Genomic DNA, 24158 nt, shown 5'->3' with positions numbered 1-24158 from the left:
GGCAGACATGGCAGACACCCACCCCGGCGACGGCAAAGCCCACGACCTCAAGCAGTACTGGGCACACGGCGCCGGAGCCGCCCGCATCCGCTGGGGCCAACCCGGCGACTTCGAACGCTGCCGAACCGAGATCAACGGCGCCATCGAACGCAGCGGACGCAAGCCCCTGCCCGACCGCGAGATCAGCGGCCTGTGCTCCAACCTCCACAAAGAGGCCACCGGAGCACGACCAGGCCACGCACCCAGCGAGAAACGGAACCACGGATGAACCCCACCATCGGCCGCATCGTGCACTACCACTCGAAGAACGGCGACGGCATCGTCTCGCCGGCCATCGTGCTGCGTACCCGGGCAACCACGAACCTCGACGTCATCGAACGCTGGGGCCCCGGTCCTGACGGCACCCTGTCAGGCAAGGGCCGCCCCGCCGCGCTGGTACCCGAACTGCCTGACGACACCACCGTGGACCTCGTCGTGCACGGGCTGGGTGGCGACTACCGCGAGTACGCCATCCCGTACTCCGAGACGCCCGCACCCGGCACCTGGTCCTGGCCACCCCGCGCGTAGCTTCCCGTGCCCAGCACCACCACACCGCACTGCAAGGTTGAGACCTGCGACGAGGTGTGGAATAACCGCCACTTCTGCATCCACGCCGCCAACCACGACGGCGACCACGACTGCCTCTGCGGCTACTCCTGGCCACGCACGACAGGTGATTGAGCAATGAGCATTCCAACCACAGGCGACAGGCTCAGGGTCATCATTCCCGTCTCACACGACTTCCTTCGCCGTGTCGACGGCGCGCTGGCGCACGTAGACACAGCGGCTGTCGAGGCATTCGACAAGGCATGCAAGCCCCACGGCCTGACCCACACCAACCGGCGCGTGGTCTTCGAAGGAACCGTCACCGAAGCCCAGCGATGCGGCTTCGAGCACGACTTCGACGGGCTGCCCGAAGACGTACATGCATTCATCTACGAGGCAGACACCCGTGTGGGAACGCGACCCTGACGTCGGCCGCACCGTCCCATACAAGCTGCAGCAAGCCTGCTTCAAACGCGACCACTGGACCTGCCAACAGTGCGGATTCGAAGCCGAACCAAACAAAGGCCAAGTCCACGCCGACCACATCATCAACCGCGCCGAGGGTGGCGAAGACCTGCTCGAGAACCTCATCACCCGATGCGTCCCATGCCACGGCCCCAAGACCCAGGCCGAGGCAACCCGCGGACGCGAACGCCGCTCCGGCAAACGCCCACCGCGACGCCACCCGGCCGACGCCCTCACCCCCTAACCCCCCGGGGGTATGACCCCCCTCAGCCCCCTGACCAGCGCCGGATGGCATAGCGTCTGCCTGTCCGCATGAAACGGGAACCTTTCACCAGCGCGCGTTTCGTACATCTGAAACACGCCTCGGCTAATTCGATTGGAGGTCCGCTATGGCAGTAACGGGCCGCAAGCCGAAGCCGGAAGGCCAGGCCGTCAATCGGAACAAGCCGACCTACGACTGGACCGAAGTCGAGAACGTCCCGTACGCCGACGGGCCGAAGCTGCCGCGCCAGCGGAGCAATGGCCGGCCGTGGATGAAGCGGACGAAGGACAAGTGGGAAGCCTGGCGGACCATGCCGCACTGCAAGCTGTGGGGTCCGGCCGAGTGGGACTTCGCGATGGACTCGATCGAGCTCGCGGCCCAGTTCCACGAGAGCGGTGAGCCGAAGTTCGCGACGGAGTTGCGGAACCGCGAGAAGGTGCTGGGCACGACTGCGGATTATCGGCGTGACCTGCGTATCCGGTACATCGAGCCGAAGTCCGGGGGCAACGACGGCGACTCCGATGCCGGGGTGACCAACATTGCCGACTACCGCGACCTCTGAGCTTCTCCTACCTGGGTACAAGGTCGACGAAGAGACGGGCGCGTGGTGGACGCTGCCGTGGCCGGACGATCCGGATGAGCGGATGGCGTTGGCCGGCAGCAGTCTTGGTCCGGCGATCATCGACTGGTCGGAGGGCCGGACCGACGAGCCGGGCCTGATCCACTATCAGTTCGGCACGCCGTGGCGGTGGACGCGGTTCCAGCGCCGGTTCCTGATCCTCTGGTATCACGTCGATTCCGACGGCCGATTCACCTACCGGTCGGGAATCATCCGCGGCGCCAAGGGCACGGGCAAAGACCCGATGGCCGGCGCGATGTGCAACTGCGAGCTGCTCGGCCCGGTCGAACTGCACGACTGGGACGAGAGGACGAACCGCCCGATCGGCCGTGCGCGGGGTTTCCCGCTGGTCCAGGTGATGTCGAACTCGCAGGAACAGTCGAAAGACGTCCTGCGCGTGGCGAACGCGATGTGGAGTCGCGACGCCCGCGACTTCTACGGGCTGGACTGCGGGGAGACCCGCACGATCATCAAGGGCACTGGTGCGCGCTTCGAGATCCCGCCGACGTCAGAGGAATCTGGTGAGGGCGACCCGGCGACATTCGTGGCGCTGAACGAGACGCACCACATGTCGAAGTCGAACGGCGGATCCAAGGTCGCCACGATGGCCCGACGCAACGTCGGCAAGTCGCCGGAGTACATCCAGGCGCGGATGTGCGAGTACACCAACGCGCACCGGCAGGGCTCGGACACCGAGGGCGAAGCGGCCTATCGGGCGTGGCAGAAGCAGCAGGCGCCGGGATACAAGGGCGACAGGGACATCCTGTATCACTCGATCGAGGCGGCCCCGCCGTTCGACATCGAGACGGCCGAAGGCCGGACCCGGGGTCTGCAGCAGGCGTACCTCGACGCATCGTGGAACGACATCAAGCGCAAGTCCGCGGAGATGGCCGACGCCCGCACTTCGGTGGCCGATTCGATTCGGTTCTACCTCAACGGCCTGGCCACCGAAGAGGACGCGTGGGTGGAGCCGGACTACTTCGACGCCCTCATCGGTACCGCCGAGCAGCAGGTTGTCGCGGACAAGGACCAGATCGCACTGTTCCTGGACTGCTCGAAATCCGGCGACGCGACGGCGATGATGGCGACCCGACTGTCGGACATGTACAGCTTCGTCCCGTTCGGCGACGCGGTGTGGGAACGGCCGCATGGCCTGCCGCAGAAGACGCCGTGGCTGGCTCCGCGCGCCGAGGTCGACGCGAAAGCCCGCGCGATCTTGGAGCGGTACGACGTGGTGTGGTTCGGCATCGACCCCTCGCCGGCCGAGGACGACGAGAAAGAGGCGCTGTACTGGCGCGAGGTGATCGACGGGCTGCACCGCGACTACCGAGAGAAGCTCCCGGTCTGGGCGACCCCGGGCGAAACCATCGGTAACGCAGTGCTTTTCGATATGCGTCTGTCGCAGCGCGGCGGCGTGGCCCGCAATCAGATGTTCACCGAGAACGCGATGCTGGTGCAGCGGTGGATCAACGAGGAACAGAAGGACGGTCCGCTGCGCCACGACGGGCATCCGACGCTGCGCCAGCACGTCCACAACGCCCGTAACCGGCCGAACGAGTGGGGCACGTCGCTGTCGAAGGTGACCCGCGACTCGAAGAAGCACGTCGACCTCGCGGTGTGCATGGTCGGCTCGAACATGGGCGCCCGAATCGCTTTGAACAGCGGCAAGTTGAAGAAGCGCCGCTCCGGCAAGGCGACGTTCTTCTGATCAGAGGGGAGGTGCTTCCGTGCTCACAGCAGACCAGATCCCTCCGCTGATCAGCCGCATGTGGCAGATCCATCAGCACGAACTCACCGCCTTTGACCGGATCGACGAGTACGTCGACGGGAAGATCGGCCGCCCGCACATTCCGGACGACGCCGACGAAGAGGTCAAGGAAATCCACGCGATCTGCGTGCACAACGTCCTGACGCTTGTGCTCGACGCGTTCATCCAGAACCTGTCGGTGGTGGGTTACCGCCGCGGCGACGCCGAAGTGAACGATGAGGCGTGGAAGAAGTGGCAGGCCAACCGCATGGACGCGCGGCAGGCCGAAATCTACACGTCGACAGTGAAATACGGGGTCGGCTACGTCGTCGCTGAACGCGAATCCGACGGTCTCAAGTGGCGTCCCCGGTCGCCGCGGCAACTCTTGGCGCTGTATCGCGATCCACAGGTCGACTGGTGGCCGCAGTACGCGCTCGAGACGTGGGTCGACAGCACCGATGGGAAGCCGCGGCGCAAGGGACTGTTGTTCGACGCGACGCACATCTACCCGCTGGACCTGGGGGAGTTGTCAGCACCGATCCGCGACGAGGACGACAAGATCCGGAAGGTGCCAATCTCGGTCGGTGAGAGCAGTGTCGGCACCGCCCGCGCGCACGGCGGTGTGTTCCGCGGTCGGCCGGTGTGCCCGGTGGTGCGGTACGTCAACCGCCCGGACTCCGAAGACCTCATCGAGGGCGAGATCGACCGGCTGGTCATCGACCAGCGTGCGATCAACGAGGTCAACTTCGACCGGCTGATGGTGGCCCGGTACGGCGCGCACCCGCAGAACGTGATCGCCGGCTGGACGGGCACGCGAAACGATCTGTTGAAGACCGCGGTCAACAAGACGTGGACCTTCGAGGATGCAGACGTCAAAGCGTCACGGCTGCAGGGCGCTTCGTTGGAGCCGTACAACGCGCTGATCGAGAAGCTTGAGGAACACGTGGCGCGGCGCGCGCAGATCTCCCCGACCTACGTGATGTCGGGCATGGTGAACCTGTCGGCGGATGCGCTGGCCGCCGCCGAGCGCAACCAACAGCGCAAGCTCGGCGCGATGCGGGAGTCGCACGGCGAATCGCACGAGCAGCTGCTGCAACTGTCGGCCGCGATGGACGGCGACGCCGCCACCGCAGAGGACGAGAGCGCCGAGGTGATCTGGAAAGACACCGAGGCGCGCGCATTCGGTGCAATGACCGACGGCATCTACAAGATCGCGTCTGCGCTGCACGAGGGACTCCCGATCGAGCCGCTGCTGCCACTGGTCCCCGGAATCTCGCAGCAGATGATCACCGCGCTCAAGGCCGCCGCCGAGAAGTCCCGCCAGGCGAGCACCGTGACGCAGTTGGTGTCGGCGCTGCGCCCGGCCGCCGCCGCGGCGACACAGGATCCGCAAGTCGCTGCCCTGGCTGAACGGACAGCGTAGTGACGGCGCCGCAGGCGGCGTCCGCAGCGGGCGTCGCCGGTGGCCTGATCGTCGCGGCCAACACCACCGATCTGGTGGTTCAGGCCGAGGCGCTGCAGCAGATTCTCGGCGACCTGGCCGCCGTCACGGTGCAGCAGGTGGTGCAGTTCTTCGCGCAGTACAACAGCGCACACCCAGAGTTCCCGACGCTGCTGCGGCAGGTGTTCCCACGGATCTTGGAGCAGAACGGGCAGGCCGCCGCGGCGATCGCGGCCCGCTGGTACGACGAACTCAAGCCAGACTCCGACTTCACCGCCACACCGGTGGTGGACATCCCCCCGGCGCAGCTCGACAAGACGATCAACTGGGCGCTGTACGCACCCGGCAAGGCGACCCCGGTCGACAGGCTGTCGGGGTCGGCGAAACGCCTCGTGACGAACGCGGCCCGGGACACGCTCACCGACAACGCGAACACCGAGGGTGTGCGGTGGGCCCGGTACGCGTCGGCCACCGCGTGCGCGTTCTGCAGGCTGCTGGCCACCCGCGGTCCGGTGTACCACTCCGAGCAGTCCGCGAAATTCGTGGTGGGACGCGAGAAGCAGATGACTAGAGCGGAACGCCGACAACGCGCAGCAGCACGGATGGCCGGCCTGCCGGACCCTGCGCGGCGGGTGGAGTACACCGGCCAAACGCGTGGCACACGCGCGCTGGGGGAGAAGTACCACGACCACTGCCGCTGCATCCCAGTGCCGGTCCGCAGCGGTGACTATGAGCCACCGGATTACGTGCAGCGGTGGGAGGACGACTACATCGCCGCGGTGAAGGCGACGCAGTCCGCCGGGAAGACGAAAGGCGAGTACGGCGCCATCGACATCAACGCCGTACTCGCGCACATGCGCTCCAACAGCGACGCGCACTGAAATAGCCACCGCCACAACACCTTCGGGTGACTGTCGAACCACGACGGCAGTACTTGATGGCGGGTTTTTCGTGGGTTGACTCCACACGGAGGTACTACCGATGACCCAGCCAACGGGTGATCAGCAGCAGAACAACGGACCTGACCAGGGTGGTAGCCGCAGCGCGGCGCCTGGCGGTGCGGGAAGCAACGCGGACGCCACGTTCACCCAGGACCGCGTGAATGCGCTTCTGGCAGAGGAACGTCGCAACACTGAGAAGCGATTTGAGGGGCACGACGACTTCAAGGCCAAGGCCGAACAGTTCGACGCCCTGACCGCCTCGCAGAAGACGGAACTGCAAACCGCGAACGACGCGGCGTCCGACTTCAAGTCGAAGTGGGAGACCTCGGAGAAGGACAACGGCAAGCTGCGGACGCAGTTGGACCGTCAGAAGATCGCTGCAACAAAGGGTCTCGACCCTGATCTGTGGGACCGCGTCCGCGGCACCACAAGCGAAGAGATCGAAGCCGACGTGCAGAAGCTCGTCGACAAGTTCGGCACCCAGGGGCCCCGCGACAACGGGCCGCTCCGCTCCGGTGCATCCACACCTGACGGCCAGTCGAAGAAGGAACGCGCCGCTTCGGCGCTGCGCTCCCTCGGGGCCAACAGGTAGCCAACTTCCCCGACGTCACGTCGCGGGATGCCATGAAACAAAAGGAGAACCAACATGGCTGACATCAGTCGCTCCGACGTGGCGACCCTCATCCAGGACGCATACGCGACCGACTTCCTGTCCTGGGCCGCCAAGACGTCTGCAGTGCTGCAGGCGTTCCCGACCCGCAACATGGGCACGAAGACCACCAAGATGCCGGTGATGGCGACCAAGCCCCACGCCAAGTGGGTCTCGGAGTCGGCCACCGACGCCGCCGGTGTGAAGCCGACCGGCAAGGTGACGTGGGGCAACAAGAACCTCGTGGCCGAGGAACTCGCGGTCATCGTGCCTGTGCACGAGAACGTGATCGACGATGCCACCGAGGACGTGCTGCTCGACATCGCGAAGGCCGGCGGCGAAGCGATCGCGTTCGCCCTCGATGCCGCGGTGTGCTTCGGCATCAACAAGCCGTCCACGTGGAACTCGAACGACCTCTTCGCGTCGGCCACCGCCGGCGGGAACGTCTTCGAGATCGGTTCCGCCGTCGCCGGTGAAGACCTGTCGGGGCAGATCCTCAACAGCGCCGAGAAGCTCGCCGACCGCTACGAGCCGTCGACGCTGCTGGCCAAGATGGGTCTGCAGTTCAAGCTGTCGAACCAGCGCAACGCCGACGGGACGCCGATCTACGCCGGCCCGCTGGCCGCCGCGCCGTGGTCCGACGGCACCGTGCACGGCCTGAACACCAAGTTCGTCACCGGCACCGTCGACGACGGCTCCGGCGGCGACCAGCTGGTGTGGGACCCGGACATGGCGACCGCGATGGTCGTCGACCGCTCCCGCGTCATCATCGGCGTCCGTCAGGACATCCAGGTGAAGTACCTCACCGAGGCGACCGTCAACGGGATCAACCTGGCCGAGCGCGACATGGTCGCGCTGCGGTTCAAGGCCCGCTACGCCTACGTCCTCGGCGACAACATCGCCTTCGGTTCGCAGCTGCACACCAGCTCGCCCGTCGCGCTGGTCACCCCCGCCGGCGGCAGCTGATCCTTCAACCCCCAACCCCCGGGCCGATCTTCCCCCGGCCCGGGGGACGGGAAGGGCGGTGAAAACGTGATTCCCGTATCGAAGACCGCCGTCGAGCAGTCGCCCGCGTTGGAACGAGACCTCACCAGCGACGAGGTGAACAAGCTGCCCGGCCGCGCCCAGAACGCGTCCGAGCTCGTCGAGGGCTACATCGGCGTCGAGTACGACCCCACCGACACGGAGCACCCGATCCCCGCCGTCGTCACCTCCGTCACTGCTGACGTCGTCGCGCGGCTGTACGCGGCGGAAGAGAGCAACGTGCCGCAGTTCGTCGACTCGAAGACCCAGACCATGGGTCCGCTCGGCGCCACGGTGCGGTTCAACGCCGACGCCACGTCGAGGCAGCCGTGGCTGACCAAGGCGGACAAGACCCGGCTGCGCACGGTGTTCTCCGGCTTCCGGGCCACCACGATGGGCACCGTCCGGAGCGATCGGTGCTGCTGAACCCGACCGGCGCCACTATCGCGCCGAAACGGGCCGACACCGACTTCGGCGAAAACCAGTGGAGCGACCTCAACGCGATCGCGAACGCGGTCGTCGTCCCCCCGCAACTGTTCGTCCCCCGCGGCTCCGACCTGAAAGACGGCGACCAGTTCTCCTACCAGGGCACGACGTATTGGGTTCGCGGGCAACGGAAGTGGGACATGGACCACCCGCTGACCGGTGACGACCTCGGCTACGTCGAGTTCGAGATCTCCACGGAGAGGTGACCCCCGTGCAACACGACATCCCGTCCCCGAACCCGTTCCTCACCTCGTGGCTGCTGTCCGGCGACTGCGCCCGCGTCATGCGTGAAGCCGGCGGGCATGCGCGCGACCTGTACCGCAGCATCGTCGCCAAGGACAGCGGCGCACTGGCAGCGTCTGCTCGCATCGACCTCGCGATCGGCGGGCTCAAGCACGACCGCATCGTCGCTGATATGTCCGTCGGCCGCGGACTCCCGCGCGGCGGCTACGGCGCCGCCCACGAGTTCGGCACCAAGCGCACTGTCGAAGGCCCCGCCCAACCTGGCGCTGACGGCCCGGTCCGTACCGGCGGACACCACGCCGCGGACGACCTGGTGAAGGTGCTCGCCATCATGTCATCGATGTCATGACGATCGCCTACCCGCAGTGGTGGAAGGGCGGCCGGTGGGACGTCGAACGGCTCATCCGCGACCTGTTCATGTTTCAAGACAACGGTGCAGCACAGGGCCTGACCGGGGTGAAGGTCGAGCCGTGGCTGACCCGGCTCGACGACCGCGAGGACTGGCTGGAATCCGGCAAAGGCCTGCTGCTGGTGCACCGCATGGGCGGCCACGTCAACAAGCGGAAACAGCAGTGGTCCGACGTCTCGATGACCCAGATCGGCGCGGTCACCCAGTCCCGGGACCAGTCCAACCTGCTCATGTCCTACGTCACCGACGTGCTGTGCGAATTCGAAGAAGGCGGCGACGTCGCCCGCGAACAACCGCACCTCTCAGGAGTCTCAACAACCTTCATGACTGTTCCGGGTGAAGTTGTTGGGCCGCAATTAATCCCGGAACAAGTGGGTGACGACCGCCTGGTCACGACCACGTGGGAGATCCACGCGGACCGTCCGCGCGGCCTGCCCGACTATCGCGATGCGCTCGGCATCGACTGGTAACCAAAGGAGAAAACGCCATGGTCACAACCAATCCCGATGTGACGCGCCGCGACCTCATGTTCGCGCCGCGTCAGCTGCGGGTCATCCAGTACCCGTACCTGACCACCGACCTGATCGAGATGGTCCACAACCCGACGACCGGTGCGCTGGCGCTGCCGGACGACGGTCAGGTCGTCGGCCTGCACGACAAGCAGCAGGGCGGCCGGCTCGCCAACGCGGTCACCATCAACGACATCCGGTCGCACGGTGAGGGCGGCCCGACCCGGCAGCTGCCGACGCAGCGCGACCTGACCATCGGGCTGACGCCGCAGGAAACCACCAAGCAGAACCTCGAGAACTGGCTGGGCACCGACCTGTCCGGCGTCGACTACGACCAGTCCGGTGGCGTGACGTTCGGTGTCGAGCAGTTGCCCGACATCATCCTGTCCCGCACCGTCCTGCTCGGCAAGGACAAGTGGAACGGGCTGCCGTGGTACATCGCGTGGATCGGCAACCGCACCAACATCTCCGAGCGGTCGGAGACGCAGCTGACCGACGCCGAGGTCGCGACCTACCCGTACACGATCAACTTCCAGGGCGAGGACGCACTGCTCGGCCAGCCGCTGATCGTCGACATCTTCGGTCCGGGCTGGAAGGCGATGCAGGACGCGGGTGTTGATCCCGGCTTCGGGGCGGGTTCCTGATCTATGGCGACGAAGCCGCGCAGTAAGGGCGCCCCGTCCACGGTGGCGGACGGGGCGCCCGTCGGCCGGTGGGCCGAGGTGCTCACCGAGACCCGCAGCAAGGGCAAGGCGATCGAGCCGTTCCAGATCACCAAGGATCTGGTGCTGCAGCCGCCGACGACGAAGCGAGTCCGGGCGATGTCGCGGGCCACGCTCGCTGCTCAGGCCGCGATCACCGCATCCGTGAACGCGGTCCGCAACGGCGCCACGCAAGCCGAAGTCACCGAGATCCGCGACGCGATCGAGGCCGCGGACGACGCCTACACCCGCGCGCTGGTCGGCCCCGACCAGATCGACGCGGTCGAGACGTACTTCGAAGACCGAGGTGACTGGGAACGGGAAGCGTTCTATGAGGCGCTCAAGGTGCAGTTCCTGCGGCTGCCCTCAGAAGAGGACGAGGACCGTATCGACCAGCTTGAGCAGCAGGTCACCGCCCTGCTCGAGGCGCTGTCGAGGGCCGAGCCGGAGCATCCGCTGATCGCCGAGATCGCCGGTGAGCAACCGGGAAAAGGCAGCGACTCCTCGACTACCTCGGGTACTACTGGGACGAACTCGAAGGTGACTTCGCCCACCACCTCGGAGTCCGAGCCCGAGACTGGTGCTTCGACCGGCCGTGGGGAGAGTTCCTCAACTACGCGGAAACCGTCGCCCGCATAGACGGTTCTCGTACGCAGGCCGCGTTGCTGCGGGACAAACGGCACTACCCGGCGTTCACGCAGGCACTGCGGGCACAGCAAGACACCCCGGCTCGGCCCGACATCGTCGGGTACAGCCGCACGGTCAGCGAGATCCACAAGCTGAACGTCACTGTGACGCAGCTGCTTCGGGCGATGACCAAGAACTACAGCATCCCGTTCCCGGCGGGACCGCTGTTCCCGGCAGAGATCTTGGCGATCGACAAGGCGAACGACGAGCTCGCCGAACTCGACGCCGACATCGCCGCATCCATGAAGACGACCGCGATGCCGCGGCCGAAAACCCGGAAGGAGGCCGCTCATGCCTGAGTATTCAGCGGGTAGCGCCTCCGTCCGGATTCGGCCGAACGCCGACGACTTTGTTCGCGATTTGCGCCGGCAGCTGCGGTCCGTGCGGGATCCGGGATTCGAAGTGGAGGTCTCGGCCGACACGAGCCGATTCCGGGAGAAGACCGAACGGGCGAAGCGCGAGATCTCCAAACCGGTGGACACGGAGCTCGACCTTGATCTGACCGAGGCCGAGAACAAGCTGCGCGCCCTGCGGATTCGGGAGCGGGCCAACCGTCTCGGCATCAAGGTCGACGTCGAGGCGGACCCGTCGCGGGCCGAGCAGCAGCTGCGGCTGCTCCGTGCCCGCGAAGAAGCGCGGAACATCGAACTCAAGGTCGACGTCGACACCAGCGCGGTCCGGCGGCAGCTCGGCGGCTTTGGCCGCACGGATCTGCTGGTCAACATCGGCGTCGTCGGTTTGGCGGCCGTGCAGCCGGCGACGGTCGCGCTCGTCCAGTTGGCGGGCGCGCTGCAGCAGGTGTCCGGCGCGGCGCTCGTCGTCCCGGGCGCGATCACCAGCGCGGGCGCCAGCATCGGCACGCTGGCGCTCGGCCTGTCTGGGGTCAAGGACGCCTACGACGCGGTGTCCAAGGCGGCGCAGTCGTCGGGGCAGGACAGCGCCGCGCAGGCCCGCGCGTCGGTCGCGGCCGAGAACCAGCTGCGGAACGCGGTCGTCGACTCCGCGCAGGCACGCAAGGACCAGGCGCAGGCCATTCGCGACGCCCGCAACGAGCAGCGTGACCTCAACATCGAGATGCGCGGCGGCCTGATCTCCGAGTCCCGCGCCGTGCTGGAAGCGCAGAAGGCCCGCGAGGACCTCGCGCGCGGCAAGTACAGCGACATCCGCGACGCCGCGCTGCGCGTTCAGGAGGCCGACCAGCGGGTGCTCGAGGTCCGGGCCCGTAACGCCGACACCGCCCAGAAGCTCAACGACGTCAACGCCAAGGGTGTCGAGAACAGCGACCGCGTCGTCGCCGCGAATGAGCGCGTCGTCCGCTCGGATCAGCAGGTTGCCGAGGCGCACGCGGCGGTCGCCGCGGCCAGTGATAAGCAGTCCGCGGCGCAGAAGGCTGCCGCGCAGGCTATGGACAATCTGTCTCCGTCGGCGCAGAAATTTGTGCAGCAGCTCGTCGACATGCAACCGCTGTGGGATCGGCTCCGGAACTCGGCGCAGGAACCGCTGTTCGAAGGCAAGGCAGAGGAATTCGAGAAGTTCGCCAACGACCTGGCTCCGCACTTCGAAACGGGCATGACGCGGATCTCGGCGGCGTGGAACGACAACATCACCGCCCTCTTCACCTCGATCGGCAGCACCCGCGGAACCGGGCTGATCGACCGGATTCTCGGCAACACCGGTGAGGCGCAGGAACGGCTGTCGAAGGCCATCGACCCGCTCGTCCGCGGTATCGGCACTCTCGCCGCGGCCGGCACCGACTCGCTGCCCCGGCTCGCCGACGCGCTCGGCAACGTCGCCACCCGGTTCGCGAACTTCATCGAAGCCGCCGACAAAGACGGTCGCCTCGACAAGTGGATCAACGAAGGCCTCGACGGGATGACGTCGCTGGGCAACTCGGTGCTGAACATCGGTCAGTCGTTCGGCGCCATCACACAGGCCGCGGGCGGCGGGGGCAGCTTCCTGCAGTGGCTCGAAGACATCACCGCCCGCATGAAGACGTTCCTCGAATCACCCGAGGGCCAGGACCAGATGCGGGAGTTCTTCCGCGAGGGGCTCGAGCAGCTACGGCACTGGGGCGAACTGCTCGCCAAGCTGCCGGGCGCGTTCAAGAGCCTCGCCGACGGCGCGCAGCCGTACGTGTCGAGCCTGATCGACCTGTTCAAGACACTGTCCGATCTCGTCGGCGATCACCCTGATCTCGTAAAAGGTGTTCTCACAGCGTATTTGACGTGGAAGACCATCAATCCCGTCATTGACGGCGTCCGCAACGGGCTCGGACTGCTGTCCTCCGGGCTGACGGGTATCGGCACCGGCTTCTACCGGACGCGGGACGACGCGAAGAAGGCGATGGCCGACGTCGACTCTACGTTCCAGAAGGTCGGCAAGGGTGGATCCGGGTTGTCGAAGTTTTCCGGCGCGCTGTCGGCGCTGGGCGGGTCGGCGGCCGGCGCCGGTGTGCTCGGCGCTCTGGCCACCGTGGCGATCCCGGGCGTCATCACGGCGCTGCAGTACCTCGACCAGAAGAACCAGGAGTCCGCGGAGCAGGTCCGGAATTTTGAGTCCGACGTCCGGAATCTCGAGAGCACCCTGGATCGGACCACGGGCAAGGTAACGGCGCTGACCCGTTCGAAGGCGATCGAGGGTGCCCGCAACTACGACGCCAGCGGTGAGCCCGGCGGGGGTATCCCGGGCATCAGCAAGGGCAACGCGCTGTCGGCCGCCGAGTCGCTGGGCATTGCTCCGGATCTGTACGCCGACGCGCTTGTCGGGAAACCCGAGGCGACACAACAGATCAGAGACATTCTGCTCAAGAACAACCTGGTCCCCGAGTTCCAGGTCAATAAGGATCTGTCGAAGCGGGCGGCGGCAATTAGCGCGCAGACCGGCGGCGAGATCAACCAGGATCTGCTGCTCTCTGCCCTCATCGGCGATCCCAAGGCACTCGAACGCTACAACGCTGTCCTCGCCGAGAAGGCGAAGGGCAATCCGTCGCTGATGAACACTGCTGACCTCGCCGAGATCGCGCAACAGCTGTCGGCTACTGGTCAAGCGTCGGTGTTGTCGGGTGGCTATTTGAACCGCACGCTGGGACGTATCCCTGCCGCTGAGCAGGGTGCCCAACAGCAGAACCAAGCTGAGCAGGGCCGGTTTGAAATCAAGCCGGGTGCTGGCTCGCCGTTCCCCGATGATGCGAAGGTCGCGTCGAGCGGCACCGACTACCGGGTTACAGTCCCTGGGAATCTTGCCGATCAGCTGACACAGCAGAAGATCCCGTTCATCACGAACCCGGACGGGACGCTGACAGCGACCGTGCCGCTGGACTCGCCGTACATCAAGAAGTACGCGACAGGCGGCCTCGTCCCCGGCCACGGCCCCCGCGTCGCGATCCTGCACGGCGGCGAGCTCGTCGTCCCGGCAGCGCAGGTGCCCCGCTTCGACCAGGGTGGCGTCGTCGACGAGCACGGAAACCCCGTTACCCCCGGTTCGGCGCCCGGCCCGGCTGCTGTGCCGAACGCGCCGATCGCGTCGAACCCGACCTCCGGCGGCGGGGGAATCATCTCGAGCCTTGTCGGCGGCATCACCTCCGGCATCCAGGGTCCGATCGGCAACGCCATCGGTTTGGTGTCGTCCCTGCCGGGTGTCGCGCAGGGCTTGCAGAATGCGGACGCGGCGATCCAGCTGCCTGACATGCCGGCGATGACGCAGGCCGGAACACCGGGCGGCGACTTCGCGTCGCGGGCGGCCGGGCTGCCCGGGTTCGCAGGCCTGTTCGGCGGGCTGGCGTCTCCGGATCCGAAGTCGGCGGTGACGCAATGGGTAGGGAAGTCGTTGAACTACTTGGGTAATTGGGGAGTCAACACAGCGACGCAGGCGGCCGGCATCCTGTGGCAGGGCGGCCTGAATGCTGTGGGGCTGGGCGGCAGCATTCTGTCGCCGTCGAACCCGTACACCCAGGCAGCAACGCAGGTCGCCGGTTTCGCGCTCGGCTCCGATGGCCCGCTGGCGGCGCTCGCCGGGCTCAACTCTCAAGGCGGCGGCGGCGGTTTCGCCGTCGACCCGACCGGCTTGGCGTCCCAGTACGGCGTCACGCTCGATAGCGACACTCTGCGCGCGCTGTATAGCGGGGCGACGCCGGGCGCTACCGGTAGCGGCGCCGACTGGGAGGCGATCGCCCAGCGCGAATCGAGCGGCAACTGGCAGGCCCCCTCGGACAACTCGGGTGGCCCTTACCGCGGCGGCCTGCAGATCTTGGATTCGACATGGCAGCAGTTCGGCGGCACCGCGTACGCACCGACCGCTGACAAGGCGTCGAAGGCTCAGCAGATCGAGATCGCGGAGAAGATCTTGGCGGCGCAGGGCCCGGGTGCGTGGCCCAACACGTTCGCGTGGAAGACCGCCGCCAGCAGCGGCAGTGGCAGCGGCGGTTCAGGAAACGGTTTGCAGATCAACACGCTCAAGGGCAAGCACGCCATCCAGGCGAACTTCCCGTGGGCCACCGACATCGGCGGTGTCCGCGCTGACGCGTTGAAGTGGCACCCATCGGGCCTTGCGCTCGACGTGATGATCCCCGGCGCTGGCGGACTCAACGACCCGACGCCGGCCGCCGGCAAGGCGCAGGGCGACCAGCTCTACGCGTGGCTGAAACAGCACCAGTCGGAGCTCGGCATCGACTACATCCTGTGGCAGCAGAAGGACCACTTCAATCACCTGCACGTGAACTTCGCGCCCAGCGGGTTCCCGGGCATGGAGTCCGGTGGGCCGACGCCGTCACGAAAGGGCCCCGGGCCGACAGGCGGGTTCCTGGCCGAGGTCCATCCGGACGAGTTCATGATCTCCGCGCGCGGCCGTGCCACCGTGCCGGATGCGTTCCTGCACAGGCTGAACGCCGGCCTCGTCGACCCGAAGGAACTTCCCGGTCTCGCTGCGGGTGGCCCGCCGCCGACGGGTGTCGTGGTGCCGCCGCCGCGGCCGAACTTCCAGGTGCCGAACGCCAAGACGATCACCCCGGCGCCCGCGCCCCGGCCGACGACGGTCGTGCCGCAGACGCCGCCGTCAGCACCGACACCTGCGCCGGCGCCGCAGACGGTCGCCCCGGTGGCTCCGACCCCGGCACCGGCGGCGCAGGCGCCCGCGAAGGGACCGGCTGCGAGCGGGAGCGCCGCGCCGACGGTCGCTCCGGCACCGAAGTCACTGAACCACAACCTCGACTGGATCAACACCGCGATCCAGTCCGGCGCTGCCACCCTCGGTAACCTCGCCGCGACTGCCGCGTCGATGGGCATCGGCGCCGCGGGTGGCGGGCCGCTGGGCGGGCTGGCCGGGTCGCTGATCGCGGGCGGCTTCCAGCAGGGCGGCAAGATCGTCCAGGGTCTCGCGAACGTCGTCTCGTCGGCGTTGGTCGGCTCCGTGCCGGGCAGCTTCGGCGGCGAACCCGGGGCCCGCGCCTACGGCCAGTCCGTGCTGCACGAGCAGAGCTTCCCGGACCTTCGCATGTCGGCGGGCGGGAACAAGACGTACAACTTCAACGGCATCAGCGACGTCGACCGCCTGATGAACCGGATGGAGCTCGCCGATAACGTTGCCTTCCAAGCAGAGATGGCGAATCACCGCAGGTGAGGCCCGGTCTGGACACCATTGACGTGATCGGTGTCAACGGGGACTTCTGCCGCATCTCCGATAAGTCGCTGACTTGGGGTCCGCTGCTGGCTCCGGGGTCAAAAGGCCTGTTCGACATGCCGATTCAGACGAACTACGCGAACTATGCGTTCGGTCAGTTCTTCCAGTCGTGGAAACCGAAGCTGCGCAACGTCGTCTGGACGATCCACATCATGAACCCGGAGACCGGGACGCGCCTCGATCAGGACAAGGATCTCTGGCACCTGATCTGCGCGCGTTGGAAGGCCATGTTCTCGCCGTCCGACGAGGCGAAGATCGTCTACACCTCGGCAGACGGTGAACGCGTCCTCAAGGTGCGCACGTTCGACACGTCGACGTCGTTCTCCACCCAGAACTTCGAGAACATCGACCCGCACATCTTCGCCTACGGGTCGCTGGTGCAGGTGATGGCCGCCGAGCTACCGTTCTACGTCGGCAAGCCCGACCGCTACTCGCTCGAATTCGATGGATCGGGCAGCTTCTGGGGGACGCTGCCGTACTTCAATCCGGGCACAGTCGACATCTGGCCCGAATGGGATCTGACGTACGGCGCGAAGTTCTGGCTGCCTGACTACAGCTTCGGCAACGAAATCCACGGCCGCGGCATCGAGGACGCCGGCAAGACCGTTCCGACACCGCTCATCGTCGAAGGTGATGGTCGCACCACGGTCTACACCCGACCGGACCTCGAGACCTACATCTCGGAGTGGGAGACCCCGGTCGGGCTGCGCTCGGAAGGCAAAGACTTCGAATATCCCATCCCACCGGGCAAGGGCGACTCCGATCCGGAGCAGGGCTGCGTAGTCCGCGCCACGAACGTCTCCGACGGCGCCGCGCTCACGTTGACACTGCCGCGCTGGTACGACTCGCCGTTTTCCACGCCGCTGGTGGTCTGAGTGCCGAATCTCGCGTCTCTCGATGGGGTTCGCGAGATCACCGACGAGATCCGTCGGCAACGAAAGGCTCTGCAGCGGGCGCAGACCGAGATCCGGCTGTACCGGAACGTGCCCGGCGAGATCGGATTGCAACCCCGCGGACGCATCAACGTCCTGGATTGCTCGAAAGGCCAGTTTCAGCAGCGCGACAACGTCTCGTCGCCCGGTGTGATCACGCTGCCGGCGCGACACCCAATGGCGAAGTGGATTCTCACGATCCCCAACGACCCAGATCAGTGCAAGAACGTCGTGATTCGGGTTGACCGGTACGGCGGGGCGTGGCGCTGGTCCGGTCTCATGCACCACTGGGGCACCGAAACCGTCGACGGCGCTGACTATGTCACCGCCTACTTCAACGACGACCTGCAGACGCTGCAGTTCCTGCTCTGCCCCCCGAACCCCGCACTACCGATCCCAATCTTCCAATTCCCGAGGGATCTCTTCATTTTCGCACCTAGCGCCTGGGGTGCTTCCGCCGTATGCGAAATGAACTTCGTTCGGCAGCAGGCGAACGTCTGGACGCTCCCAGATGACCCGTTCGACCCTCAGCAGTACGCCGATTCGCTCGACCGGTCGACCTGGCAGGCGCACATCAAGGCGCCAAAGTTCAGCCAGGACTCGTCGCTGTGGGGGGTGTTCGCGGCCCGCATGAATGGCGTCGACACGGTGATCGCCGACCCAATGGACGACGCACAGCTGTCCATGACCTACCGGCGGATCTTCACCGCCGAAGGGGAGACCGTCACCGGCCTGCTGGACAACAACGTCGCCAACGGAGCACTGGTGTTCGAGGTGCAGGACCGCTCCGGCTTCGCTACCGGTGACGGCACCTACATGACCGGCAACGCCGCACTCGGATTTGCCCGCACAGTGCTCACATGGAGCGAAGACCTACTCGAAGGTGTCCTCGAGTTCGTCACCGACGACCAGTCACTCACCCCGGACGAGTACTGGCAGTCCGGACACATGGGCACCCGGGCGAAGAAGCCCGGCATCACGGTGCGCGACTCCCGGTACAACCCGCTGCAGTCACAAGTCACCTACTCGAACGCCACCGCCTCGCAGGTGATCGTCGGCGGAGACAACCCCACCGTCGACGCCATCGCGGATCTGATGATTTCGTCGATCGGCAACCTGCTCGGCTACTTCCTGCTCGCCGGGTTCGACTCACTCGGGGACATCGCCAGCGACATCGTCATGCCGTTCCTCGTCGGCACGATCTTGGCGTGGGGCCAGTTCGAAAACGGCGCGCGGGCAGGGAAACTCGGATGGGCGCACCTGTGGGAGATTTACCAGTCGGGCGCCGAACAGAACATCTGGTCGCTGTCGGCGCTGGCGACCGCCCGCGGCGGTATGAAGGACACCGCCGACGAGACCGGCCACCAGATGGTCATCGACGACTCCACCTGGCTGATCCCGGGTCTGCACTGCCAGATCGGTGACCGGATCGGTTCCATTGACGGCCTGCTGCAGCGCGCCGGCATCGACATCATGTTCACCAACCAGGTCAAGGACATGACCCACGTCTTCGACGAGTCCGGCAAATCGGAATTCCAGATGAAGGTCGGCCTGAACCAGGCGGCGATGAGTCGCGGTGAACGCAACGCCCGCATGTTCAAACTGGCGATGGACCGTATCGCCGACATCGGACTGCACATCGTCCAATGACGAAAACTATTGGCAAAGAACGTAACTCGAATACGGAGGGAGCGATGCCGTGCAATCGTTGAATTCGGCGGTCGTCCTCTCCCGAGGCAGCACCTGGAACCCGCGCCGCAGCGAACACCCCTACCTCCTACCCCACACAAGCGGGCTGAGGGAATGGCCAGAGGCTGCCGCCGCGACGATCATCTTCACCGGCACGAACGGCGACGTGCTTCTCACCCTCGATGGCGACGTCTACCCCGACCGCATCGAGTTCTACGGCGACCCCGACGTCATGGACCCGATCCCGGCCGGCGCGAACTTCGAGATCTATCTGGACACCAACGACGGCACCTTCCAGATCCGCCACGGCAAGGTCATCCGCCGCGAGGCGATGTACTCCAACGCCCTGCCGGTGTCGGTGACTCCGGCGCTGTCGTTCACCGACAGCTTCCAGCGCGACGTCCTCGGCCGGAAATGGAAAACCGTGTGGGGACAGACGGTAATCAACGACAACTCGGATCTTTCACTGCCGAACGGTGTTTCGGTCAAGAACGCGTTCTTCAAAGAGTCCGCGATCCGGTTCTGGCAGGAGTTCAGTTCAGATTCCGTCGAGGTCGGCTTCACTGTCGTGAACCGGCTCAACAGCCAGGCCGGCAAGACCGGTGTGGCGATCTGCTGCGACATCGGACTGAACACCGGATTCGTGTGCGAGCTCGAGACCGGCACCGGCCACCAGTACCTGCATCTCGGCGTGCTCAACGGCCCGATCAGCAACATCTATCAGGGTGCTGCCGTTCCGAACACGGCCGCCAACGGTGACTACTACCGGCTGCGCTACACCTACGGCGACCGCACCCTGTCTGCGTACAAGAACGCCAGCTTGGAACCGCTCACTCAGTGGGTCGACGAGACCGAGATGGTTCCAAACGGCAAGGGATACCGGCACCTCGGCATGAACTTCGAGGCGTCGCTGGCGACGCGCGGCATCCAGGTCACGTCGATGGCCGCGCGGGACGCCGCATGACCACGGTCGAGCAGGAGATCGCCGCCCTGGCCGGCACGCTGTGGATTCTGCCGCCCCCGGCCCGCACAATGCTGGCCGAAAAGCTCCACCCCTTCGGCACGCGCCTGCATCCCGAGCTGGCGGTCAAGACGCTGGTCCGGGAGGGCGACCCGCGGCAGGGCAACTGGGCGCCGATGGTCCCTCGGATTACCGAGCTCGGTCGGCGCAAGTCCACGCCGCGCGAAGACGTCGAGCGCATTGAGCGGTGCGCGCGGCTGTCACTGGTGCTGCAGACTATGCTTCCGCCGCGGATATGCCCACAGGTCGCGCCCGAACTCGACGGGCTCGGCTGGCGGATTCACCCGGATCTGGCGACCGAGACAGTCCCGATGCCGGCCCCGGTGAACTTCGAACGGGTGCTGCAGATGGCGGCCGAGAAGGTGCCCGCGCTGGCCGGCATGGTGGAACGCGTCGAGCAGGCTCAGGCCGCCGCGGCGCTCGGTGACGACGGCCCCCGCAAGGCGCTCGCCCGCGAGCTGCTGGCAACGTTCGCGCAGCAGCAACAGGACGCCCGCCAGATCGAGATACCGGACAGCATCAAATGACGATGCCCAACGGCCCCGCCGGGGTCAATCCGGACGTCCTGTACAAGGTCACCGGCAACGACGGCTCAGTTTCCGGTCTGCCGGAGCGCACCCGCGAGAACGTCGAAGCCGACCTGCTCGCCCGGCACGCGCCCGCCGGCATCCTGCCCCACTGGGGCGGAAAGCGGATCAAGCCGACCGTGCAGTCCGGGATCGACGCCACCCAGGTCACCTCCGGCACCTTCGCCGACTCGTTCGTCCCATCGGTCGGCCAACTGCGTGACGCCATCTACCAGGCGTTCACCGGCACCTCGCTCACCAACAGGTCTGCCGCGCAGGTGCAGACAGCGATCAGCGACTGGTTGGACGACTACGCCACTTGGAAGGCCGACATCACCAGCCGAGTCGAAGCATTGGAGGCAGCACTGTGACCGCAACCGACGTCCCGCCCGGTGTCGTCAAGCAGAACCCCGAGACGCTGCAGACCGCCGTCCGCACCGCATGGATAGAACCCATGCGGGCGTGGCTCATCGTCGACCTCGTCCACGGCGGCGCGTACAGCGACGGCACCGAGTGCGCGACCTGGCCGGTCGTGTCCACCCCGCCCAACCCGGAGCCCTGATGGCACGCCAAACGTTCGTCGGCACCGGCACCAAGGATCCGCGGGAGCGTATCGACTGGACGCAGAACTGGGCTGATCTGCTGGTCCCGCTCGATGACCACATCGTCGCGCTGACACCGATCATTTGTTTCCCCGGGACGCTCGACGACGCGTCCGCCGAGATCACCATCGCGAATTCGCAGTTCACCGAACTGGACACCACCCTCACGATCGAGGACGGCATCAACGGCAGAACCTACGCCGCGTCCTGCATCGTCGACACGTTCCGCCGCCGCCGGTTCGTCCGGTCCTATCGCGTGCGGTGCTTCCTGAAATGACGAGAGAGGCAACGTAAATGGCCGGTTCCTACTTCACCACTTACTTCCTCGACACGGTCATTGACCACAACCTGCGCGGAGAGGATTGGACGCCACCCACGGCGCTCTACGCGCAGAAGCATCTCGGCGACCCCACCGACGCCGGGACCGCGTTCCCGTCCACCACGACGACACGCGAGGCGGTCACGTTGGCGGCGGCCGCAGGCGGTGCCACCGTCCTCGCGTCGACCGATGTGAACTGGCTGTCCACTGTCCGAGAGCAGGTGACCCACCTGAGCATCTGGGACGCGGAGACTGGCGGCCATTGCATCGCGATCATTGAGCTCGAGGAATCCATTAACGCGGGCATCGGCGACACCATCGACCTGTCGTCGCTGCCGATCTCGTTCCGTGCAGCGGAGGACGCGGCCTGATGGCTGTCTTCCACGAAGCGACCGGGCCCGGTGCCGCCGAGTTCTGGCCGCTGATCAGCGTGCCGCAGATCGACCTCACCTGGCGGCACCCGAAAGTCGTTGGTGCTCATCGTGCCCTGGTCGTCCCGATGGCCTACCGAGTCCGTAACGGCGACATCGGCGACCTCGACCGCACCGTCACCTACGACGACATCGAGATGACCTCGCTGGGCGTGCAGCCGTTCAACAACACCGGCGACTCATGGCTCGAACTGTTCGGCGTGCTCGAGGCCCCATCCGGCGGTCGAATCCGCGCCGTGCTGGCCGGTGAGTTCCTGGCGCCGCGCTGGCTGCGCGCCACATCGCTGTCCTACACCGGTGTCGACGACTTCGGCGCAGTCACTACGACGTACGGCACCGGCACCGCGCTCACCGCCGCCGCCACCCCGCCTGCTGCGGGAATGGCGGTCCAGGCATTCGGCACCAAGACCGGTCTCAAGGCGTACACCCAGCGGCAGCGGTACCTGAACAACACCGGAATCGGGCTGCTCGCGGGCGACGTCGACGGCGACGGCACCGCGAAATCATTCGCCGCGACCCGCGCCGACACCGGCCCGTGGGCCAACATCACCGTCGCCCTGACGCCGGCTGACCTGGTGGCCAGCGCGAAACCGCTTGTCGTCGAACCACGTTTGAGTGCGAAGGCGCGGAGGCTGCCGCGGCCCGGCATTCCGCGCCGCGTCGTGTTCGACATCAAGCCCGAGGCGTAGAAGGGAGACCCCGCTGATGCCACCCATCATGTTCACCGCGCACGCTGACCTCAAGACAGTCGTCGGGTCCGGCGCGGTCGCCGGGCTGGCCGGTACCCAGTTCCGATTCGACCTCGTCATCGACCCGAAAGGCATGCTGCGCTACGAGCTGGCGCCGCGCCCGCTGCTGCTGCCATGGACGCGTCGCGTCACCGGCTATATCCGTTCCGACGGGCAGATGTACGACATCGAAGCGGTCAGCGCCGCACCCTACGACCTCGAAGACCCCGGCACGCTCGGCGTCAAACTGCCGGCCAACGACCCGACGCTCGAGCTGGACAGGCTGCAGTACCGGCTCACCGTCGTCGCCAGCCACGCCGGCCGCACCCTGCCCCTGCAGGACATCTACTTCGACGCACCCCACGACGACCGGCCCGTCTACATCCCCCTCGAATCACCTCGGCCCGGCCAGCCTTTCGGTAGAGGCCGACCGGGCTGGGGCCTCGCGTCGGCCGAAGTGAACAGCGACGGACTTCTCGTGCTCACCCGCGAGGACAACTTCGACCTCAACCCCACACCCATCTCTGTGTCTCCGGCCGTGAGCGCCGCCTACACCATGACCTTCGGCCGATGACTCAACCGCCGCTGTCCGAGCAGGAACCCGGCACCGAAGTAACCGCAGTGGTGATCGACCCCGAGGGGTCCATCACCACATTCCGCGCCGACGGCTCCGCTGAGAGCACGACGGAATCCGACACGCTCCGCGACCGTATCCGCGCCCAAAGCGTTGCCACGCAGGGATTTCTGAAGAGGAAGAGAAGACGATGGCCAACACTCCGAATCTGATTCGAGCCACCGAGAACCACCCCGGCATCTTGGTGGCGGCGACGCTGTCGGCGGCATCAACCGCTGTCTACACGGGCCCGGTGGGAGATGTGGACGACGACGAGGACGACGGCAAAGCCACGGCTATCGCGACCGCGACGGTCTGCAACACCTCCGGGTCGGCGCGCGTCGCCTACATCGCGGTGACGAAAGCCGGCGGCGGCACTGCGCGGCTGGCGCGGATACCGCTGGACGTCGACGAATCCTGCGTAGTCGACGAGCTCGTCGGTTTCCTGCTCGGCCCTGGCGACGTCATTCTGGCGTGGGCATCGGCAGTCGCATCGGTCGACATCGCGATCAGTGGGGCGGTGTCGTCGTGAAGCGCCGCAGCCGGAAGAACCCCCTCGCCACCGCAAGGGATCTCGTTGACGTCACCTCTGTCGACGCGGGCGGCGGCAACGCCCAACTAGTGATCAACGGCATCCCCGGCCCGGTCTTCACCGGCTATCCCTGGACATGGAGCGGTGGCGTCGGAATTCCCGACCTCGAGCGACCCATCCCCGGCGCCCTGCGGTTGTACGTCGACCCCGTCAACGGCAACGACAGCTACAACGGATTCACCTGGTATCGAGCCTTCAAGACGATCCAGGCCGCGTGCAACGCCG

Annotated in this window: 30 protein-coding genes; 29 read left to right on the top strand and 1 reads right to left on the bottom strand. The window is 66.4% G+C overall.

The annotated features are described in order from the left end of the window. Window positions 1-7 precede the first annotated feature (7 nt). Window positions 8-268 (top strand): hypothetical protein, encoded by a 261-nt coding sequence (locus tag MHN84_RS00150; protein WP_241202614.1) that lies wholly within the window; start codon window positions 8-10, stop codon window positions 266-268. Next, window positions 265-567 carry a hypothetical protein gene (locus tag MHN84_RS00145; RefSeq protein ID WP_241202613.1) on the top strand — a complete coding sequence of 101 codons (303 nt, stop codon included), beginning with the start codon at window positions 265-267 and terminating at the stop codon, window positions 565-567. The genes MHN84_RS00150 and MHN84_RS00145 overlap by 4 nt, the downstream gene beginning before the upstream one ends. A gap of 204 nt (window positions 568-771) precedes the next feature. Here MHN84_RS00145 and MHN84_RS00140 read toward each other — a convergent pair whose 3' ends face one another. Further along, on the bottom strand, window positions 772-966 hold the full coding sequence (locus MHN84_RS00140) for a hypothetical protein (RefSeq protein WP_241202612.1): 195 nt from the start codon (window positions 964-966) through the stop codon (window positions 772-774). A gap of 25 nt (window positions 967-991) precedes the next feature. On the opposite strand from MHN84_RS00140, the gene MHN84_RS00135 reads away from it, so the two are divergent. The 27 genes from MHN84_RS00135 to MHN84_RS00005 form a co-directional block, all read left to right on the top strand. Then, window positions 992-1294, top strand: a complete 303-nt coding sequence (locus MHN84_RS00135; protein ID WP_241202611.1) for an HNH endonuclease — start codon at window positions 992-994, stop codon at window positions 1292-1294. Between the two features lie 145 nt (window positions 1295-1439). Continuing rightward, complete coding sequence (locus MHN84_RS00130) at window positions 1440-1874, top strand: hypothetical protein (RefSeq protein WP_241202610.1); 435 nt, start codon at window positions 1440-1442, stop codon at window positions 1872-1874. Then, on the top strand, window positions 1852-3639 hold the full coding sequence (locus MHN84_RS00125; RefSeq protein ID WP_241202609.1) for a terminase: 1788 nt from the start codon (window positions 1852-1854) through the stop codon (window positions 3637-3639). Before MHN84_RS00130 ends, MHN84_RS00125 begins: the two co-directional genes overlap by 23 nt. 19 nt (window positions 3640-3658) lie before the next feature. Continuing rightward, entirely contained in the window at window positions 3659-5101 is a 1443-nt protein-coding gene (locus MHN84_RS00120; protein ID WP_241202608.1) for a phage portal protein, read from the top strand. Then, window positions 5101-6000, top strand: coding sequence for a hypothetical protein (locus MHN84_RS00115; protein WP_241202607.1), 900 nt, complete (start codon window positions 5101-5103; stop codon window positions 5998-6000). Before MHN84_RS00120 ends, MHN84_RS00115 begins: the two co-directional genes overlap by 1 nt. 100 nt (window positions 6001-6100) lie before the next feature. Further along, window positions 6101-6652, top strand: coding sequence for a hypothetical protein (locus tag MHN84_RS00110; RefSeq protein WP_241202606.1), 552 nt, complete (start codon window positions 6101-6103; stop codon window positions 6650-6652). 54 nt (window positions 6653-6706) lie between these two features. Next, entirely contained in the window at window positions 6707-7675 is a 969-nt protein-coding gene (locus MHN84_RS00105) for a phage major capsid protein (protein WP_241202605.1), read from the top strand. A 66-nt stretch (window positions 7676-7741) separates the two neighbouring features. After that, a complete protein-coding gene (locus MHN84_RS00100) occupies window positions 7742-8158 on the top strand; it encodes a hypothetical protein (RefSeq protein ID WP_241202604.1) in 417 nt (138 codons plus the stop codon). Further along, entirely contained in the window at window positions 8149-8424 is a 276-nt protein-coding gene (locus tag MHN84_RS00095; protein WP_241202603.1) for a hypothetical protein, read from the top strand. The genes MHN84_RS00100 and MHN84_RS00095 overlap by 10 nt, the downstream gene beginning before the upstream one ends. Before the next feature lie 5 nt (window positions 8425-8429). After that, window positions 8430-8810, top strand: coding sequence for a hypothetical protein (locus MHN84_RS00090; RefSeq protein WP_241202602.1), 381 nt, complete (start codon window positions 8430-8432; stop codon window positions 8808-8810). Next, the gene (locus MHN84_RS00085) at window positions 8807-9340 is read left to right on the top strand and encodes a hypothetical protein (protein ID WP_241202601.1); all 534 of its coding nucleotides are present in this window, start codon (window positions 8807-8809) and stop codon (window positions 9338-9340) included. The genes MHN84_RS00090 and MHN84_RS00085 overlap by 4 nt, the downstream gene beginning before the upstream one ends. A gap of 17 nt (window positions 9341-9357) precedes the next feature. Beyond that, entirely contained in the window at window positions 9358-10023 is a 666-nt protein-coding gene (locus tag MHN84_RS00080) for a hypothetical protein (RefSeq protein WP_241202600.1), read from the top strand. A gap of 3 nt (window positions 10024-10026) precedes the next feature. Beyond that, window positions 10027-10719, top strand: a complete 693-nt coding sequence (locus MHN84_RS00075) for a hypothetical protein (protein WP_241202599.1) — start codon at window positions 10027-10029, stop codon at window positions 10717-10719. Between the two features lie 23 nt (window positions 10720-10742). Beyond that, complete coding sequence (locus MHN84_RS00070) at window positions 10743-11066, top strand: hypothetical protein (protein WP_241202598.1); 324 nt, start codon at window positions 10743-10745, stop codon at window positions 11064-11066. After that, complete coding sequence (locus MHN84_RS29810) at window positions 11059-16380, top strand: transglycosylase family protein (protein WP_304654299.1); 5322 nt, start codon at window positions 11059-11061, stop codon at window positions 16378-16380. The genes MHN84_RS00070 and MHN84_RS29810 overlap by 8 nt, the downstream gene beginning before the upstream one ends. After that, a complete protein-coding gene (locus MHN84_RS00060; protein ID WP_241202597.1) occupies window positions 16377-17315 on the top strand; it encodes a hypothetical protein in 939 nt (312 codons plus the stop codon). Before MHN84_RS29810 ends, MHN84_RS00060 begins: the two co-directional genes overlap by 4 nt. After that, window positions 17316-19022, top strand: a complete 1707-nt coding sequence (locus tag MHN84_RS00055; protein ID WP_241202596.1) for a hypothetical protein — start codon at window positions 17316-17318, stop codon at window positions 19020-19022. It begins immediately after the preceding gene. A 49-nt stretch (window positions 19023-19071) separates the two neighbouring features. Further along, window positions 19072-20025, top strand: a complete 954-nt coding sequence (locus MHN84_RS00050; protein WP_241202595.1) for a hypothetical protein — start codon at window positions 19072-19074, stop codon at window positions 20023-20025. After that, the gene (locus MHN84_RS00045; protein ID WP_241202594.1) at window positions 20022-20609 is read left to right on the top strand and encodes a hypothetical protein; all 588 of its coding nucleotides are present in this window, start codon (window positions 20022-20024) and stop codon (window positions 20607-20609) included. Before MHN84_RS00050 ends, MHN84_RS00045 begins: the two co-directional genes overlap by 4 nt. Window positions 20610-20611: 2 nt before the next feature. Further along, window positions 20612-21019, top strand: a complete 408-nt coding sequence (locus tag MHN84_RS00040; protein WP_241202593.1) for a hypothetical protein — start codon at window positions 20612-20614, stop codon at window positions 21017-21019. Next, window positions 21016-21210: a hypothetical protein gene (locus tag MHN84_RS00035; protein ID WP_241202592.1), complete on the top strand. Its 195-nt coding sequence runs from the start codon at window positions 21016-21018 to the stop codon at window positions 21208-21210. Before MHN84_RS00040 ends, MHN84_RS00035 begins: the two co-directional genes overlap by 4 nt. After that, a complete protein-coding gene (locus tag MHN84_RS00030) occupies window positions 21210-21527 on the top strand; it encodes a hypothetical protein (protein ID WP_241202591.1) in 318 nt (105 codons plus the stop codon). Before MHN84_RS00035 ends, MHN84_RS00030 begins: the two co-directional genes overlap by 1 nt. A gap of 17 nt (window positions 21528-21544) precedes the next feature. Further along, on the top strand, window positions 21545-21940 hold the full coding sequence (locus tag MHN84_RS00025; protein WP_241202590.1) for a hypothetical protein: 396 nt from the start codon (window positions 21545-21547) through the stop codon (window positions 21938-21940). Next, on the top strand, window positions 21940-22689 hold the full coding sequence (locus MHN84_RS00020; protein WP_241202589.1) for a hypothetical protein: 750 nt from the start codon (window positions 21940-21942) through the stop codon (window positions 22687-22689). Before MHN84_RS00025 ends, MHN84_RS00020 begins: the two co-directional genes overlap by 1 nt. Before the next feature lie 16 nt (window positions 22690-22705). Next, window positions 22706-23302, top strand: coding sequence for a hypothetical protein (locus MHN84_RS00015; RefSeq protein ID WP_241202588.1), 597 nt, complete (start codon window positions 22706-22708; stop codon window positions 23300-23302). A gap of 190 nt (window positions 23303-23492) precedes the next feature. After that, on the top strand, window positions 23493-23873 hold the full coding sequence (locus MHN84_RS00010; protein ID WP_241202587.1) for a hypothetical protein: 381 nt from the start codon (window positions 23493-23495) through the stop codon (window positions 23871-23873). After that, on the top strand, window positions 23870-24158 hold a 289-nt coding region (locus tag MHN84_RS00005; RefSeq protein ID WP_241202586.1), incomplete at its 3' end, for a hypothetical protein. The genes MHN84_RS00010 and MHN84_RS00005, both read left to right, overlap by 4 nt.

This window comes from Mycobacterium sp. PSTR-4-N (assembly GCF_022348085.1).
Taxonomy (GTDB): Bacteria; Actinomycetota; Actinomycetes; order Mycobacteriales; family Mycobacteriaceae; genus Mycobacterium.
This window is presented reverse-complemented; position numbering and strand designations above follow the sequence as displayed.